This is a genomic window from Erwinia sp. JH02 (assembly GCF_013074405.1).
Lineage (GTDB): Bacteria > Pseudomonadota > Gammaproteobacteria > Enterobacterales > Enterobacteriaceae > Erwinia > Erwinia rhapontici.
This window is the reverse complement of record NZ_JABANZ010000016.1, coordinates 16,289-32,584: the sequence shown is the minus strand read 5'-3', so window position 1 is coordinate 32,584 and position 16,296 is coordinate 16,289. Positions and strand designations below refer to the sequence as shown.

Sequence of the window (16,296 nt, the reverse complement as noted above, 5' to 3'; positions counted from 1 at the left end):
TGAGAAAAGGAGCGATCAATGACAAGCCAAAACAACCCAACAATGCCAGAGCGACGTAAGCTATTAGTCGCCGGAGCAGGCATTGCAGCCGCCTCGCTGATTCCCCACGTATCGGCGGCAAGCCAGTCCTCTCTGGTCGACTCATCCAGAAAAACCAGCCAGCGCACTGCTGCACCGGGTAAACGTAAACTTGGGAAGCTTGAAGTCTCTGCCGTTGGTCTGGGCGTGCAGAACATGAGTCGCAAATACGACACCTCTGTTCCCTGGCGTCCCGAGATGGTCAATGTTATCCGCCAGGCATTTGAAGAAGGGGTGACATTTTTCGATGCAGCTGAAGCCTACGGCCCCCTTGAAGTCGAAAAAATTCTCGGTGAAGGCGTCGCCCCGTTCAGGGACAAAATCGTCATCGCCACTAAGTTTGGCTGGAACATTGATCAACAGACAGGCAAGCGCCTGCCGGGGCTTAACAGCAGGCCGGAGCACATCAGGCAGGTCGTCGAAAATATGCTCAAACGCCTGCGTACCGATCGTATCGATTTACTGTATCAGCACCGGGTTGATCCGCAGATCCCGATTGAAGATGTCGCCGGTGTGGTTAAAGATTTAATGGATCAAGGGAAAGTCCTGCACTGGGGTCTGTCTGAAATGGGCATCAACACGCTGAGACGCGCCCATGCGGCATTACCTGTTTCCGCCGTACAAAGTGAATACTCCATGCTCTGGCGTGGCCCTGAAAAGCAGGTGCTTCCGGTGTGTGAAGCGCTGGGCATTGGCTTTGTGCCATGGAGTCCACTCGGCGTGCAGTTTTTAACGGGCTGGATTGATGAAAATACCCGGTTCGCTCCCGGAGATTTCCGCGCGACAGAAACGCGCTTCTCGCCTGACAACCTTCCACACAACTTACAGCTGGTAGAGCTGCTGAAAACCTGGGCAATGAGAAAAAATGCCGCACCGGGTCAGATTGCGCTGGCATGGCTCCTGGCCCGTAAACCCTGGATAGTTCCCATCCCTGGCACCACCAATAAAGACCATATGCTGCAAAACACAGCGGCTACCGGCGTATCGCTGACTGCCGCAGAGATGACCGAGCTCACCCGCTCACTGGATGCCATCACTATCCAGGGTCAACGTCTGCCGGATGCCGTGCAGGTTTATTCCGATGTTGAAGCACCGTTGAAAAGTTAAGAGGAAGTCCCCCCTATGCGCCTGTTGTTAGTCGAAGATGAAGAAAAAACGTCAACCTATCTCTCCCGTGCGCTGGGTGAATCCGGGTTTACGGTAGATGTCTCTGCAGATGGCGCTGAAGGTCTTCATTACGCGCTGGAGTTCGACTACGACGCGATAATACTGGATGTGATGTTGCCAGGGATGGATGGCTACCGGGTACTTGAGGGTGTGCGGGCAGCCAAACAGACGCCGGTGCTGATGCTCTCGGCTCGTGGATCGGTCGACGAGCGCGTTCAAGGGCTGCGTCTTGGCGCGGATGATTATCTGCCCAAGCCCTTTTCGCTTATTGAACTGGTGGCACGTATTCAAGCACTGGTGCGCCGCCGCTCTACGGATGGCGCAGATATCACTCAGTTGCAAATTCACGATCTGCATCTCGACTTACTGGCTCGCCGGGTATTTCGTGGGGGGACGAGGCTGGAGCTAACCGCAAAAGAGTTTTCCCTGTTGAGCCTTCTGGCCCGGCATCAAAGTGGAATTCTGTCAAAGATGATGATTGCTGAGCAGATATGGGACATGAATTTTGACAGCGATGCCAACGTGGTTGAAGTCGCCATTAAACGTCTGAGAGCCAAAGTCGATGCCCCGTTTGACGTCAAACTGTTACATACCGTTCGTGGCATGGGATACGTCCTCGAAGTCCGGCCAGAATAAAAAGAGGATAAGCATGATTAAGCGTTCCATTTCCGTTCACCTGGCGCTGATGTTTGCCTTATCCGCGCTGCTGATTGTGTCCGTTATCGGTATTCTTCTGCGAAGCTCTTTGCATGATTCTCTGCAAAAGCAGATGCACAACGAGCTGTTGTTCCGGGAATCATTAATGAGTCCGTGGATCACCGCACGAACCTCGGCTGACGGCTGGTCGACGCTGGCCAATAAATTCACTGTGTTAACTAATTCCGAAGGTGAGCGCGTCCGCTACTGGATAGTGAGCGATAACCCACGCTTTAGCATGGGGGGAACGCCGCCAGTGGGTGTTCAATGGTCTGCTTTGCGGGAAGGCTTTAATAAAGTGCCCGGCGCATCGGAAGGTGCATGCTCGCTCTTTCTGTTAGTGAAATCGCTCCCCGCAAACGGCGAAAGGCCTGAGCTGCGCTATGTGGTTGCCATCGACTCCACGCCGTACATGGGCACACTTGATGCATTCACGCACACCCTGCTGATTATTACCGGGCTGGGTGTGCTTATTGTGGCTCTGCTGGGCTATATGGTTTCAAGAATTGGTCTGCGTCCAGTTAGGGCTCTCAGTAAACAGGCCCAGCAACTCGCTCCCAGTGACCATGGACAGCGTCTGAACACCCGCGATTTACCCGAAGAACTGCAGCAACTAGCGTCATCATTTAACGGTGTGTTAGAGCGTCAGGAAATCGCCTGGCGTCAGCTCGAAAGCTTTAACGCCGATGTTGCGCATGAACTCCGTACACCGCTGACTAACCTGATTGGCCAGACGCAGTTAGGGCTATCACGCCGACGCTCGCAGGATGAACGGGAAGAGTTATTGGGTTCTAATCTGGAAGAACTTGAACGCATGACATCCATAGTTAACGACATGCTGTTCCTGTCTCATGCTCACGCGGGTGAGCATGCATCCCAGCTTACCCGGGTGTCCCTGCGGGAAGAATCCCTGAAAACAGCGGAGTATGTTGAACCCTCTTTTGCTGAAAAACACCTCTCTCTGGATGTTCAAGGTGACGTCACCGTGCACATCGACCGGCGACTGTTCCACCGCTCACTGGCTAATTTACTGGAAAATAGCGCAAGACACTCCCCCTCCAACAGCACGGTTACGGTGCGCTTAAGCGAAAAAGGTCATCAAGCCTGTGTTGAAGTTTCTAACCCTGGCGATCCGATAGCACCAGAGCACTTACACCGGCTTTTCGAGCGGTTCTATCGCGTTGACACCTCACGAGCCAGGAGTGATACCCATCATGGGCTGGGATTATCGATAGTCCGTGCCGTCGCCATTATGCACCGGGGAGATGTCTTTGCGCGTAGTGAAGGTGGCATCAATACATTTGGCCTCACCTTTGCTATGCAAACGGATAAAGCGGCGGGCAATGCTCAATCCGGCACTGAGCCGGGACCAGGGTTAACTGACAGAATTGTCAGGGGGGCGTCAGCCTGACGTCATCACCCCCTCGATAAAATCATCGCAGGCAATCCCCTCTTCATTGATAAGGACGCTTTGCATGATCGGACATTTACGTTACCTCGGGCTGTTACTGCCCCTCTTTACGTTTTCATCCTGGGCAGCGGAACACAATCCCGCTACCCATATCGCCCCCGCAGGAAGTCAGAACGCGGTGTACGGGCCAGCCGAGAATTTTACCGGTCGCGTCCGGGTTGATCCTCTCTTCAAACCCGACAATGATATCAGTGTTTCCGGGGCTTATGTCACCTTTGAGCCTGGTGCCCGTTCAGCCTGGCATACACATCCCGCAGGCCAACGGCTGATTGTGACCTCGGGTGTTGGGCTCTCCCAACAGGAAGGCCAGCCAGTGCAGGTCATCCGCGCTGGCGACGTTGTTTCTTGCCCGGCGGGGGTCAAACACTGGCACGGAGCGGCGCCTGGCAGCGCGATGACGCACCTGGCGATAACCGGGATTGTAGATGGCAAAAGCGTTAAATGGATGGAGAAAGTGACAGATGAACAATACCACGCCCATTAAAGCATTAGCGGCAGCGGTACTGCTGACCTTTGGTTTGGGTCTCGCGGCACATGCTGCGCCCGTCAATAAAGGAGCCTCAGAAATGAACCACAAACAAAAGGTTTCAGATACGCTGTCAGCCAGTCAACAGGCCATCCCGTTGATTGCGGCATCGATGGCCAGCAGTCAGATGGATAAGCTGAATGCAGTTCTGAATCAGGGTCTTGACGCAGGACTCACGATAAACGAAACCAAAGAGATTCTCGTCCAGCTTTATGCCTACACAGGCTTTCCCCGTAGCCTGAATGCACTTAGCGAACTGATGAAGGTCGTCGAAGCACGTAAACAACGTGGTATCAAAGACATTGAGGGTAAAAAGCCGGTTGCCCCGCTCCCTGTCGGGGATGAGCTTCGCCGCGTCGGTACCGCAAACCAGACAAAAATCTCAGGCGCTCCCGTCCAGGGTCCGCTGTTTGATTTTGCCCCGGTGATTAACCAGTTCCTGCAAACGCATCTTTTCGGCGACATTTTCGCCCGCGATAACCTCGACTGGCAAAGCCGCGAACTGGCAACGGTTGGCGCATTAGCGGCCACACCAGGCGTTGAAGCCCAGCTGTTATCGCATACACGAGCCAGCATGCGGGTCGGCCTGACGGCAGCGCAGCTGCGCCAGCTGGCACAGGTTCTGCGTGAACATGGCGAAAATGATGCAGCAACGCGAGCTGAAAAGGCGCTGCAGCAGGCGCTCGCAAAAAATTAGGAGTGGGTTATGGAGCATGATCCCAACCGCAGAATGTTAATTACCGCGCTTGCCGGGCTCACGCTGGCGAACATCTCCCTGGCATCAGCTGCGACCGGAACCGCAAACGTGCAGGGTAAAGGCCGAATTCTGGTGGCGTACTTCTCCCGCAGCGGAAATACACGGGTGATTGCGGGCGTCATTCACCGCAGCCTGAATACCGATCTGTTTGAAATCGAACCGGCAACGCCTTATCCGGAAGACTATTTCCAGACCGTTGAACAGGCAAAAAATGAGCGTGAGCGGGGAGTCAAACCCGCATTGAAAAATAGCGTCGCAGATATCTCACGCTATGAGACCGTGTATTTAGGCTTTCCCATCTGGGGGACCAGCGTGCCCCCTGTAGTGCAAGCATTTCTCAGCAGCCACAACCTTGCGGGCAAATTACTGATCCCCTTTATTACTCACGGTGGCTACGGTAAAGGAGACAGCGACGACATTCTTGCCAGTCTCGCCCCAACTGCGCGTCGGGAAAAACCGCTGGTCATTGAATGCGACCAGGAACGAAGAACTACTGAAGCGGTCACCCGTTGGTTAGAGACTATACGCAGTTAATCGTCCGCATTCATGAACCTGCCAAGTTAAGGGCAATCAGGGGTGCTAAATAATTAACGCTGACAACTCAGATATGATTGAACGGCGAACATAACAGAGGATGTAATCTTGAAGACAATCTTAAAAACGCTGGCCAGCTGCGTCATGGCGGGAGGTCTGATGGCTCAGTCGGTATATGCCGAGCCGCTGGTCATTCAGGAACAAGGAAGCTTTTCTGCTGGCGGCACCCTCATCACCGCCCCAGGAACATTTGATGCGAAAAAGCCGCTGGATTCTGCTGGCCAAACCTGGCATGGCGATCATGCGTCTGTGTTCTACCAAATCCCGGAGAATCCGCATAAATACCCTATCGTCATGCTGCACGGCGCAGGTCAGTTCTCCCGAACCTGGGAAAGCACCCCGGATGGTCGCGAAGGGTTCCAGAACATATTCCTGCGTCGTGGATTCTCAACCTATCTTGTCGATCAGCCACGCCGGGGCAGCGCCGGTCGCACGACTGTAGAGGGGACTGTTACGCCTAAACCGGATGAGCAGATGTGGTTCAACCAGTTCCGCGTTGGCGTGTGGCCAGAGTATTTTAAGGGCGTTCAGTTCTCTCACGATAAAGAAGCGCTGAATCAGTATTTCCGTCAGATGACCCCGAATACCGGGCCGTTTGATATCAATGTTATCTCTGATGCGATGTCGGCCGTGGTGGACAAATCCGGCCCGGCTATCCTCTTCACCCACTCTCAGGGTGGCGGGCCAGGCTGGTATACGGCGATGAAAAACGACAAGGTCAAAGCCATTGTCGCCTTTGAGCCAGGCAGCAGCTTTGTCTTCCCGGAGAAAGAACTCCCTGCCCCTATGCCAAGCGCGTTTGACACGCTTAAGGGTGAGCCTGTTCCGATGGAGCAGTTTATGGCACTGACTAAAATCCCGATTCTGATTATTTACGGCGATAACATACCGGATAAGCCTGTCGCCATGCCCGCACAGGACAGCTGGCGCGTACGTCTGGCGATGGCTCGTGAGTGGCGTGACGTGGTGAACAAGCATGGCGGGGATGTCACTGTCACGCATCTGCCTGAAGTGGGAATCAAAGGGAATACCCACTTCCCGTTCTCTGATTTAAATAATGTGCAGATTGCTGATTTGGTGAGTCAATTCCTTAAAGAAAAAAAACTACAGTAGGAAGAGATAATAGCGAGCCTTCATTATTGAAGGCTCAATACAAACATCATCTTTATAAAAAATAAAGTGGCTAAATCATGGCGGAAAAGCGTTAAATGTGACGGTCTGCTTCGCGCACAAAGCCGCCCCCCCTCTAAATTAATGAACACATCTAATAAACCCTAGCTCATTCCCCCGTCTAATCAAATAAATCCCTTTGCGTTATGCTTTTCCTACACAAAAGCTGAAGGATAACGCCATGCAAACTGTAAAACTGAACAACGGTATTGAAATGCCCCTGCTGGGCTTTGGTGTCTTCCAGATGACGGATGCCACAGAATGCGAAAGAGCCGTTATTGATGCTATCGATACAGGATACCGCCTGATCGATACCGCTGCGTCTTATCAGAATGAAACCCAGGTCGGGAACGCACTGAAAAAAAGCGGTATCGTCCGTGACGAACTGTTTGTAACCACCAAGCTGTGGTTACAGGATACAAATTATGAAGGCGCGAAAGCACAGTTCGAGCGCTCTCTGAATCGACTGCAACTTGATTACGTTGACTTGTACCTGATTCACCAGCCTTACGGTGATGTCCATGGGGCCTGGCGTGCCATGGAAGAACTGCAACAGGCAGGCAAAATTCGCGCCATTGGTGTGAGTAACTTCCATCCTGACAGACTGGCCGACCTTATCGCCTTCAACAACGTTGCCCCTGCGGTAAACCAGATTGAAGTTAACCCCTTTAACCAGCAACTGCATGCCGTTCCATGGAATCAGAGCCGTGGCATTCAGCCGGAAGCCTGGGCACCGTTTGCTGAGGGTAGAAATGGTTTGTTCCAGCATCCCGTATTAACGGCAATTGGTCAGAAGTACGGCAAAAGTGTGGGCCAGGTGGTACTGCGGTGGATCTTGCAGCGAGGCATCGTTTCGCTGGCGAAATCGGTGCGCAAAGAACGCATGGAAGAGAACATCAACATTCTCGATTTTGAACTCAGCTCTGAAGATATGCTGCAAATTACCGCGCTCGACACCGCAACCAGCGCCTTCTTCTCTCACCGCGACCCAGCGATGGTGGAATGGCTGACTGGCCGCAAACTTGATGTTTAAGTCGCGATAAAAGAGGTATTTATTCAATGCAAAAACGTTATCTGGGTCAATCTGGACTCGAAGTCTCCGCGCTTGGGCTCGGTTGCATGGGCTTAAGCCACGGCTACGGCCCGGCGACCGATACCCTTCAGGCTATAGAACTTATTCGTACAGCAGTTGAACGTGGAGTTACTTTTTTCGATACAGCTGAATTGTATGGCCCCTTCCTTAATGAAGAGGTTGTAGGCGTTGCCTTAAAACCGTTTCGTGACCGTGTGGTTATCGCCACCAAATTTGGTTTTACCTTTGGTACGGACAATAAGCAGCAGATTTTAAACAGCCGTCCAGAGCATATCCGTGAAGCTGTGGAAGGATCATTACGCCGTCTTAAAACAGACGCTATTGATCTACTGTATCAACATCGTGTCGACCCGGATGTCCCGATTGAAGATGTTGCAGGTACTGTAAAAGACCTGATAGCTGAAGGAAAAGTTAAACATTTCGGTCTGTCCGAAGCAGGTGCACAAACCATTCGTCGTGCGCATGCCGTACAACCTGTCACAGCCCTGCAAAGCGAATACTCCATGTGGTGGCGCGAGCCTGAGCAGGAGATCCTGCCGTTGCTGGAAGAGCTGGGCATTGGTTTCGTTCCCTTCAGCCCATTAGGCAAAGGCTTCCTGACGGGATCGATTAAGCCAGGAACCACTTTTGGCAAGGATGATTACCGTAGCACAGTGCCGCGTTTCGCCGGGCAGGCGATTGAAGCCAATGAAAAGCTGGTCTCATTGCTGGGTGAACTGGCGGCAGAGAAAGGTGTGACGTCTGCACAAATCGCGCTGGTATGGTTACTGGCACAAAAGCCGTGGATTGTTCCTATCCCTGGTACCACGAAACTACACCGGCTGGAAGAAAACCTGGGGGCTGCCGACATCATTCTCTCGCAGGATGACTCACGCCAGATAACCCAGGCGCTTGAAACGATTAAAGTCGTCGGCGAACGTTACTCTCCTGAGCACCAGGCTCGCGTGGGCCGTTAATACCCGGACGGGTCCGCAGCGAATGGCGGACCCGTTATTCCTGGTAGCGAAGGGCATCGATCATCAGCGCAAAAGCGGGCGGATGCTGCTTACGGCTTGGGTAGTAGAGGTAATATCCGGGGAAAGACGAGCACCAGTCCTGCAGAACCTGAATAAGCTCTCCTGACTTTATATAATCCTTAACCCTGTCTTCAGGTATACAGGCGATGCCAAAACCAGATAATGCCGCATCAATCCTTTCCGCCTGCAGATTAAACGTTACCTGCCCTTCCACTCTGACCCGTAACGGTTTCCCATCCTTCTCAAACTCCCAGTGGTAAAGTCCACCGGCTGTTGGCAGGCGCATATTAATGCACCGGTGATTTTGTAGCTCGTGCGGCGTTTCAGGTGCAGGATTTGCAGCGAAATAAGACGGTGCTCCTACTACGGCCATTCTCATGTCCGGCCCAATTCTTACAGCAATCATGTCCTTATCTACGCTTTCGCCCAGTCGGATCCCGGCATCAAAACGCCCCTCAACAATATCGACAAAACCGTTATCAACCACCAGTTCGAGATTAATTTCCGAATATTCCCTGAGGAAGGGTTTTAACTTCGGCCATACCAGACTTCGCGCGGCATGCTCCCCGGCAGATAAACGGATATTGCCGGAGGCAGTGCCGTTCAGCTGAACAAGCGATTCAAGTTCCTGCTCAAGATCGGCAATACGCGGTTCAAGGCAGGCAATAATTCTCTCACCGGCCTCTGTAGGGGCTACGCTTCGGGTCGTACGGGTCAAAAGGCGGATATTCAGCCTGTTCTCTAGTGCCTTGATCGCGTGGCTGAGTGCAGACTGAGAAACTCCCAGTTTTCCCGCTGCTTTGGTAAAACTTCGCTCCCTTGCCACTACAAGAAAGAGTTGCAGTTCGTTGAAGTTTTCTTTAAGCATCGGCGATTTCCTTATGGAGGCATTCCCTTCATCACATACTCATGAAGGGTGTTCATAGACATAACCATTTTAGCCCCATTACTGACAATAATGATAATGGATATCCTGACTCTATCGAAAATAAGGCTGAATTATCAGAAGGATTATCATGAAAATAGTCGTTGCAGGGGCGACAGGAAGTATTGGTCTTCATGTCGTGAATACCGCTATTGAAATGGGCCATCACCCCGTAGTGCCGATCAGAAATAAGCGCAAATTTTCGTGTTTTTTGAGGGACAGGATACCCGGTAGAAAACGTGCCCGGGCATCAAAAACCTATCAGAGGGTGTTACTCATTGCCCCATTGATTCAGAAACGTCGCGATATCATCAATACGTAACGCGTTGATACCGGCTTCAGTGGCCATCTCTTTCTGCTGTTCTTCGCTGATTTCTTCGTTATTGGTTAAATGCGTCATCAGCAGCTCGAAATAACGCGCCAGAGGGCTGCGCTCTGATTCGGTTACCGGCTGTGCGGCTTCCGTCGCATACTCATCTACGAAGTCATAATACTTAAGGGGGATGTCATTGCTCATCAGTCGTTTCCTGAAGGTAGTGCCAGTTTTTTCAGCGGGTGCAGGTTAATCAGGCTTAGCGTCTGATATCGGCCTGATATATCCCGCTTGTCAACCAGTGGATAATGCGGGGGATTATACCTGTAATTTGGCAGGCTGTACCCCTGTTTAACCGAACAGTTTCCCCAGCCGTTCTTTTGCCTCAGCGGGAGGCAGTAACTGAATATGCAGCCCCTGAGCATCCAGCGTAAAAAAGCCTTTGCACTCATCCGGCATCGCATCATATTGCGCATTGAGCTGTTCTGATGCCTGTATAAAACAGGCATAGCCATAGTGCGCCACTAAATAAGGCAGCCCAAATTGAGATCGTAACATCTCATATTCCTGGTAAGGATAGCGTGTATGCGCGGGGAGCTTTTTGATGATATCGGAAAGTTTAGTCATCAGCGGAATCACCTCTTCTTCAGAGGCATAGTGCGTATAACCGCGCAGGGCGACTAATCGCATATCGACATGACGTTCTTTTTTGAATGCCGCCAGGAAAAAATCTTTCAGGTCCCTGTCCGGACAAGTTAAGACCAATGCATACAATATCTGATTACGGCTGAAAACATCTTTTGATGTGAGGTAGTGCGCCTCAAAAAAAGCCACATCGTCATCCGTGAAGGTCTCAAAACGCATCTGTATCATGGCCTCACGATACACAGGGTTATCCTTGTACCCTCTTTTGCCCACTACACCCCTGACTGTGTCGATATTCGTCATACTTTATCCAAATATACCCCTTGAGCGATAATTCTAGCACGATGTGAAATTTGACAGGGCAGATCTGCCGTTCTGCCCTCTCCTCTCTGCCCGGCGCCGATAACATGATCCTGTGTTATCGCCGGTTATCCCTGCGCGAAAACATACTCGCCATGCCCCACCGACCAGCGCTTGCCGTGTAACGCAGGCTCCCCGGCCGTCAACACCAGTTCCACCAGTCGGTTGTCCGCACCGGGGCGGAAAATAAACTGCTGATCGCCCAGATCCAGCCCTTCCTGCGTGGCATCCGCTAATGGGGCAAAGCCAAACAGCGCCTGCCAGTGAGCGCGCACCGCCTGCGGGTCCTGCACGTCAAACACCGCACGCGTCAGCGCCACCTCTCCGGCAGGATGCGGGCTGTCCAGCCCCTGTGCCCGTAACCGCGCCAGGCGGGCATCATCATCTTCCCCCCATTGCAGAACAAAGGGATAAGGCAAACCGTTAACGTCGCCATCAATGGTAAAAATACGCCAGCTGATCACGTTGCCCTGCGGATCGTTGCGCTGGCCGTCCGCAATCGCCGACACCTGTAAGCCTTTGCGGTGCAGGTCCTCGTGCGTCTGCACAATATCGTCGCTGCGCAGGGCCACCCGATACAGTGCCTGGTTTTCCGGCAGTAACTGCGCCGCATCGCGCGACAGCAGGAACCTCTGTGCGGCAGTCTCCAGCTCTGCCTGGTCAGCAATCGCGAGAAACTCGATATAGGTCAGGCCGAAGTAACTCAGCGCATTCCGGGTGCCCCACCCCGGATGGCGCCCGCCCGGTATGGCGTTCAGCTGCTGTGCGGCGAAAATCTGAATCGCCTCTTCGGGATGATTGACAAACTGAACCGCATGATCCCACTTTAGTGTTGCCATCCTGCCTCCTGAATCTGTTGGTAAAGATGGATGGCATCATTATCTTTTGGCCGAATAATGCCTCTTTTGCCTCTATCGCAGCGCGATAGAGGGTTCTCGTGGCAACTATATTGCTGCGACACGTGCAAAAACAAACAATAAAATAATCTATCCAAAGTCGTAAAAATCGCTTTCCTAATGAATGTTAAAACCAATAACTGATTATTGTTACTTAAGTTGCTTTTCGTTGCTAAAGAGAAATTATTTCATAGCGACGCATCAACAATATGGCATCATACACCCGTCACTATTGATCTTCAGCGTATACGCACTTCCCCCAAAGTGGTTTAATCATATGCAGTGATCCACTGTAAGGAAATTGCGCATTTTTATTTCGCTGGTCCTGCAGTACCAAATCAATTTCGGATGTGATAATGGCTTTTACTTTTGAATGATATCGCTGAAGTGAAATATCACTGATAGGAACAGGTAAGCGCAGGCTACTGTCATTTTTCATCTTACTGTAGACACCATCTTTGATGCGCATTCTGTTGCCATCAGGGATCCCCATTTTCAGGTCGTAGCACTTCAATCCCGCCAGTCGCACCGCAACGCTGATTTTCTCGATGCGTTTATCTTTGGCGCTAATCAACAGTACTTTGTTGTTTTCATACCAGTTTTCAAATGATTTAACGATGCCCACCTTCTCCTCAGAGGAGCGCCAGGTTGATCCTGGAAATTTCCAACTGTTTGAATCGTGTACTTCGCATTCTCTCTCGGTAATTTCCGGCGGGATATCTTTATCTTTAGCCCCTTGTGCAGCGGCTTCCTGGTAGATATACACTAAACGGTCCGCTAGCGTAGCGGTGGCGTCATATAGCGTATTCGTCTGAATAAGTGCCAGCAGGTTATCCCGGCTGATTGAAACCTGACAATAGTCGCTATCCCACGCAGTCGTTCCCTTGCTCTGAGCCTCTTCCTTTGCCTGGTTTGTCGTCTGCTTAACCGTTGTGAATTTCCAGCGATAGGGGGTGGATTGCTGCGCTTTTAAATAACACTGGATATCGCCAATCCATTGATAGATATCAGTCGCATAAATCCCGATGTATCGATTGAAAATACGCTGGGCATCATGTTCTGTGCCCTGGGTGATAATTCCCTCAATAAACTGTTGCCGGCCATCTCCTTCAAGCAACTCAACAATTTTCCCGAATTGATGACTGCTGCGCATTTTACCGAAAATTGAGCCCTGGCACGCTTCATCAAATTGAAGAAGCCAGGCAGGGAGCGCGATGTGTTTATGACGAAAATCATTGATAAGATCGCATACAGTTTCAGCAATGATCTGTAATGAATCGATTTTATGATAATCATCTAACCGTTCAAGCAGGAGGTCGCTGCAAGAATGGGCGATGGAGAGATCCTGATGGCAATATCCTCCGCGCGCCTGCGTAGGAAGTGGTATGCAGCGTGTTTTGCTCTCCGTTAAAATGGTGAAGAGATCGCCCCGAATAAAATCATCCTCGCGCTTTTTTTGCTGTTGGAAACGACCATCCCAACCTGCTGGTTGGCGGTTCATTTCTCCCCAAGTCTTCAGGCTAACATTACCCTGATCAAATCCTTCATACAGCGAGTACATAAAAAAAAGCGCACTATTGAGGCTATTCTGCGGCTTCTCTTCAAACCCAACAGCATAAGTATCCCGTGAGTAAATTTCTTTAATTTTATTGTGCTGCGTACGTAGTCTAACGAGTACCTCGTGCTGCTCCGCGAACCAGTCACTGTACTCAGGAACCTGATTAAGCTGTCGTGCTTTAAAAATAAGCAGCAGCAGTTGCTCGCTGACTGCGTCGTATATGTTAGGGAAAGGGGATTCTGTGCCGGACAGAACAGTCCGGAATCGCTGCTTTTGGTACTCGGAAAGTGGCATAACGACTCCATAGTTGTGATCTTAATCACATAATTTGACAATACTTGTTAAGGTTTTCCCTTCGGACATTTTGGACATGTAGCCTATTACGAGCAGCCTATACGCCCCTTTTGCATCAAATCCATCAAGAAATCACTTTAAAAATCATTAAAACAAAATACTCACATAAAAAACAACTTAAACTCATATAAAAAAGTCATTTTATTTTTTATTTAAGTTAGTTTTTACTAAAAACATGAATAAAAATCAAATTAATATCTATTTATGGTAATTTGACCTTTTTACTGGCCCGTGTTTATCATTATCTCAACGAGGCATGGTGCCTCTTACTGCAGAAAATGGTGACAGTTATGCTTGGTTATATCTTTGATTATATTAGTGAAAACCCCATAAAATCTCTCGCAATTGCCGCTGCAACAGTGGCTACCGGTGGTGCCGCTGCAGTCATGGCACCCGCGATTGGCGCGGTAGCAAGTGCAGCAGGGCTCGGCATGGCAGGTGGTACGCTAAGCGGTGCAGCAGCCTCATCTGCAGGGCTTGCTGCATTAGGCGGAGGTAGTCTGGCCTCAGGAGGGTTAGGAATGGCGGGTGGTAAAGTGGTTGTCACTACCGTAGGAGCGTTAGTCGGTGGCAGCACTTCTGGCAGCATGTCGTCACTTTTTTCTAACACCTAACTCACTTTTTGGAGAAGCAAATCATGGGTATTATTGCTGCAGGTTTACGTGAATGGAACTTCCAGAAAATCGCACGACTGACAAAAGCGGGTTTGAGCGACCGTACCATTGCGAGCGCGATTAATGACGATCTTAAAGAGCGAAACATTGAGGCGGGTCCGTTGTTGACCGCAAAAGACATTGGGTCATATAAAAAAATTTCCCATCTGGCTGGCGAGCGCTCATTAATAACAGAACCGAAGGTTCGCGCGCTGATTGATGATCCGGACCCTAATGCCCCAGTGTTGTAATTGTGCCGATATTGCGGGTTACCCCGCAGTAACGAAGCGGATAGGTTCAGGGATCAATACACTACCTACTGCACGCTAACTCAAAGGCCCACTCAGCTTTTCTGAGCGGGCCTTTTTTATTCAGCGATCAAGCTGATGGAACAGGGTCAACCCGGAACACATCCACCATCACCATCAGATCGCGCGCCTGTTCCTGCATCGATGCGGCGGCAGCGGCAGACTGCTCCACTAAGGCGGCATTTTGCTGGGTTGCATCATCAATGTGATTCATGGTGTTGTTGATCTGCGCCAGACCATCGCTCTGCTCATGGCTTGATCCCGCAATATCACTCATCAGGCTCGCCATACTGGTAATATTCTGCACCATATCCTGCATCGCTACATCGGCTTTCCCCACCAGCTCACGACCTTCGTCAATCTGGCCAACAGAACTATCAATCAGCTCACGGATCTCCTTCGCGGCGGTGGCACTGCGCCCTGCCAGCGTGCGCACTTCGCCCGCCACCACCGCAAAACCGCGCCCGGATTCTCCGGCACGGGCTGCTTCGACGGCGGCATTCAGCGCCAGAATGTTGGTCTGAAAAGCGATGCTGTCGATCACCTGAATAATATCGGCCATCCGGGAAGACGAATCATGGATGCCCTGCATACGGTGAGTGACGGAGCGCATCAGCTCCCCGTTATGCCTGACAATCCCGCCCGCTTTGGTAGCCAGCTGATGTGCCTGCCCGGTGTGCCCGGCCGTCTGGCTGAGCGTGCTGGTCAACTGGCTGAGCGTGGCTGCCGTTTGCTCAACGCTGGCCGACTGCTCTTCGGTTCGCGCCGACAGGTTGCTGTTGCCGGAGGAGATTTCATCCGCAGCATTGACGATTTCACTGGTGCGCACCTGGATGCGGTGAACAATCTGGTTAAGCTGCGCCTTCATGCCCGCCATGCTCTGCAATAACTGGCCGATTTCATCCTGACGATCGCTATTCAGCGTGCCTGTCAGGTCACCATGAGTAATACGGTTGGCCTCCTGTAGGGCTTCATTCAGCGGTGGAACGATCTGCCGGTGAATACTGACGGCAACGATCACGCCGACCAGCATCGCGACAATACCGAGAACACCCAGCAGCCAGCGATTCCAGGCCAGCAGCTCAGCGGAGTGCGACTCTTCAGCCCCGTAGATTTTATTGATGTCTTCCAGCAGGCCCGAGATCCGCACCTGGGTGGACTTATCATTGCGGGCAGCGGTGCTTTGCAGATCGGTACGGAGGCCGTCGATATCTTGCTGTATGGTGTCGGCTAAGGGCGCGTACTGGGCTGGCCAGTCGCCTTCGCGGATCAGTGAGTGGATTTTGTCGAGTTCGGTGCTGACCGCAGCCAGCTTCGTCATCGCGACGGCAGGGTTCTCCTGCAAGCCATCCTTGACGGCACCGGCATTATCATACAGTGCGCCGACCACCGATAAACGTGCCGATGAATCTTCCGCAGTGCTGAAACCACTAAAGCCGCAGTAACAAATGGCGGCGACAAAAAAAAGTAATACACCGAAACCTGCCGTCAGTTTTCGGCCAACCTTCATGTTCCTGAGCAGTTGCAGCATCAACATCCTCCGTGAGACAGCATGAGTGGGATTTTTATTTAAGATGACCTGATCAGTTACGGCATGTTGGCGCCGATCTTTATAGTGTTTCTATTTTTCAGGCAGTTAAATATAAAAGAAGAGAGGCATTCACCCGGAGTGGCTGACCATCTGTTCCGGTCAGCCAGCAAAGCTGACCTGATCCC

General features: G+C 51.5%; 17 protein-coding genes and 1 pseudogene. 12 read left to right on the top strand and 6 right to left on the bottom strand.

Annotation, left to right across the window (positions count from 1 at the left end):
• Positions 1-18: 18 nt before the first annotated feature.
• The 9 genes from HHI26_RS23650 (at position 19) to HHI26_RS23610 (ending at position 8,508) form a co-directional block, all read left to right on the top strand.
• Positions 19-1,185 (top strand): aldo/keto reductase, encoded by a 1,167-nt coding sequence (locus tag HHI26_RS23650; protein ID WP_171149806.1) that lies wholly within the window; start codon positions 19-21, stop codon positions 1,183-1,185.
• A gap of 15 nt (positions 1,186-1,200) precedes the next feature.
• Positions 1,201-1,881, top strand: coding sequence for a heavy metal response regulator transcription factor (locus HHI26_RS23645; protein ID WP_133841698.1), 681 nt, complete (start codon positions 1,201-1,203; stop codon positions 1,879-1,881).
• 13 nt (positions 1,882-1,894) lie between these two features.
• On the top strand, positions 1,895-3,352 hold the full coding sequence (locus HHI26_RS23640; RefSeq protein WP_171149805.1) for a heavy metal sensor histidine kinase: 1,458 nt from the start codon (positions 1,895-1,897) through the stop codon (positions 3,350-3,352).
• A gap of 64 nt (positions 3,353-3,416) precedes the next feature.
• On the top strand, positions 3,417-3,896 hold the full coding sequence (locus HHI26_RS23635; protein ID WP_133841696.1) for a cupin domain-containing protein: 480 nt from the start codon (positions 3,417-3,419) through the stop codon (positions 3,894-3,896).
• The gene (locus tag HHI26_RS23630; RefSeq protein WP_171149804.1) at positions 3,874-4,635 is read left to right on the top strand and encodes a carboxymuconolactone decarboxylase family protein; all 762 of its coding nucleotides are present in this window, start codon (positions 3,874-3,876) and stop codon (positions 4,633-4,635) included. The genes HHI26_RS23635 and HHI26_RS23630 overlap by 23 nt, the downstream gene beginning before the upstream one ends.
• A gap of 9 nt (positions 4,636-4,644) precedes the next feature.
• Positions 4,645-5,229, top strand: a complete 585-nt coding sequence (locus HHI26_RS23625) for a flavodoxin (RefSeq protein WP_133841694.1) — start codon at positions 4,645-4,647, stop codon at positions 5,227-5,229.
• A 108-nt stretch (positions 5,230-5,337) separates the two neighbouring features.
• A complete protein-coding gene (locus tag HHI26_RS23620) occupies positions 5,338-6,402 on the top strand; it encodes an alpha/beta fold hydrolase (protein ID WP_171149803.1) in 1,065 nt (354 codons plus the stop codon).
• 238 nt (positions 6,403-6,640) lie between these two features.
• Positions 6,641-7,492, top strand: coding sequence for an aldo/keto reductase (locus HHI26_RS23615; protein WP_133841692.1), 852 nt, complete (start codon positions 6,641-6,643; stop codon positions 7,490-7,492).
• Between the two features lie 26 nt (positions 7,493-7,518).
• Positions 7,519-8,508 carry an aldo/keto reductase gene (locus tag HHI26_RS23610; protein WP_171149802.1) on the top strand — a complete coding sequence of 330 codons (990 nt, stop codon included), beginning with the start codon at positions 7,519-7,521 and terminating at the stop codon, positions 8,506-8,508.
• Positions 8,509-8,542: 34 nt separating this feature from the next.
• Here HHI26_RS23610 and HHI26_RS23605 read toward each other — a convergent pair whose 3' ends face one another.
• Positions 8,543-9,436, bottom strand: coding sequence for a LysR family transcriptional regulator (locus HHI26_RS23605; protein ID WP_133841690.1), 894 nt, complete (start codon positions 9,434-9,436; stop codon positions 8,543-8,545).
• A 148-nt stretch (positions 9,437-9,584) separates the two neighbouring features.
• Here HHI26_RS23605 and HHI26_RS25565 point away from each other — a divergent pair.
• Positions 9,585-9,692 (top strand): annotated as a pseudogene (locus HHI26_RS25565) (SDR family NAD(P)-dependent oxidoreductase); the annotation flags it as partial.
• Positions 9,693-9,764: 72 nt separating this feature from the next.
• Here HHI26_RS25565 and HHI26_RS23600 read toward each other — a convergent pair.
• From HHI26_RS23600 to HHI26_RS23585, 4 genes are all read right to left on the bottom strand, one after another.
• Positions 9,765-10,010: a YmjA family protein gene (locus HHI26_RS23600; protein ID WP_171149801.1), complete on the bottom strand. Its 246-nt coding sequence runs from the start codon at positions 10,008-10,010 to the stop codon at positions 9,765-9,767.
• Positions 10,011-10,157: 147 nt separating this feature from the next.
• Positions 10,158-10,754: a hypothetical protein gene (locus HHI26_RS23595; protein WP_171149800.1), complete on the bottom strand. Its 597-nt coding sequence runs from the start codon at positions 10,752-10,754 to the stop codon at positions 10,158-10,160.
• 125 nt (positions 10,755-10,879) lie between these two features.
• Positions 10,880-11,650: a VOC family protein gene (locus HHI26_RS23590; protein ID WP_133841687.1), complete on the bottom strand. Its 771-nt coding sequence runs from the start codon at positions 11,648-11,650 to the stop codon at positions 10,880-10,882.
• Positions 11,651-11,936: 286 nt separating this feature from the next.
• Positions 11,937-13,559 (bottom strand): hypothetical protein, encoded by a 1,623-nt coding sequence (locus HHI26_RS23585; RefSeq protein WP_171149799.1) that lies wholly within the window; start codon positions 13,557-13,559, stop codon positions 11,937-11,939.
• Positions 13,560-13,831: 272 nt separating this feature from the next.
• Between HHI26_RS23585 and HHI26_RS23580 the strand changes: the two genes are divergently transcribed.
• Complete coding sequence (locus HHI26_RS23580; protein WP_171149798.1) at positions 13,832-14,233, top strand: hypothetical protein; 402 nt, start codon at positions 13,832-13,834, stop codon at positions 14,231-14,233.
• Positions 14,234-14,256: 23 nt separating this feature from the next.
• A complete protein-coding gene (locus HHI26_RS23575) occupies positions 14,257-14,523 on the top strand; it encodes a hypothetical protein (protein ID WP_171149797.1) in 267 nt (88 codons plus the stop codon).
• A 127-nt stretch (positions 14,524-14,650) separates the two neighbouring features.
• Here HHI26_RS23575 and HHI26_RS23570 read toward each other — a convergent pair whose 3' ends face one another.
• Positions 14,651-16,111 carry a methyl-accepting chemotaxis protein gene (locus tag HHI26_RS23570; RefSeq protein WP_171149796.1) on the bottom strand — a complete coding sequence of 487 codons (1,461 nt, stop codon included), beginning with the start codon at positions 16,109-16,111 and terminating at the stop codon, positions 14,651-14,653.
• Positions 16,112-16,296 lie beyond the last annotated feature (185 nt).

Coding starts and splice junctions, on each gene's coding strand:
- HHI26_RS23650 (WP_171149806.1), top strand. CDS start 19: ATGACAAGCCAAAACAACCCAACAATGCCAGAGCGACGTAAGCTATTA.
- HHI26_RS23640 (WP_171149805.1), top strand. CDS start 1,895: ATGATTAAGCGTTCCATTTCCGTTCACCTGGCGCTGATGTTTGCCTTA.
- HHI26_RS23570 (WP_171149796.1), bottom strand. CDS start 16,111: ATGCTGCAACTGCTCAGGAACATGAAGGTTGGCCGAAAACTGACGGCA.
- HHI26_RS23575 (WP_171149797.1), top strand. CDS start 14,257: ATGGGTATTATTGCTGCAGGTTTACGTGAATGGAACTTCCAGAAAATC.
- HHI26_RS23595 (WP_171149800.1), bottom strand. CDS start 10,754: ATGACGAATATCGACACAGTCAGGGGTGTAGTGGGCAAAAGAGGGTAC.
- HHI26_RS23625 (WP_133841694.1), top strand. CDS start 4,645: ATGGAGCATGATCCCAACCGCAGAATGTTAATTACCGCGCTTGCCGGG.
- HHI26_RS23630 (WP_171149804.1), top strand. CDS start 3,874: ATGAACAATACCACGCCCATTAAAGCATTAGCGGCAGCGGTACTGCTG.
- HHI26_RS23605 (WP_133841690.1), bottom strand. CDS start 9,436: ATGCTTAAAGAAAACTTCAACGAACTGCAACTCTTTCTTGTAGTGGCA.
- HHI26_RS23635 (WP_133841696.1), top strand. CDS start 3,417: ATGATCGGACATTTACGTTACCTCGGGCTGTTACTGCCCCTCTTTACG.
- HHI26_RS23590 (WP_133841687.1), bottom strand. CDS start 11,650: ATGGCAACACTAAAGTGGGATCATGCGGTTCAGTTTGTCAATCATCCC.
- HHI26_RS23600 (WP_171149801.1), bottom strand. CDS start 10,010: ATGAGCAATGACATCCCCCTTAAGTATTATGACTTCGTAGATGAGTAT.
- HHI26_RS23645 (WP_133841698.1), top strand. CDS start 1,201: ATGCGCCTGTTGTTAGTCGAAGATGAAGAAAAAACGTCAACCTATCTC.
- HHI26_RS23585 (WP_171149799.1), bottom strand. CDS start 13,559: ATGCCACTTTCCGAGTACCAAAAGCAGCGATTCCGGACTGTTCTGTCC.
- HHI26_RS23615 (WP_133841692.1), top strand. CDS start 6,641: ATGCAAACTGTAAAACTGAACAACGGTATTGAAATGCCCCTGCTGGGC.
- HHI26_RS23610 (WP_171149802.1), top strand. CDS start 7,519: ATGCAAAAACGTTATCTGGGTCAATCTGGACTCGAAGTCTCCGCGCTT.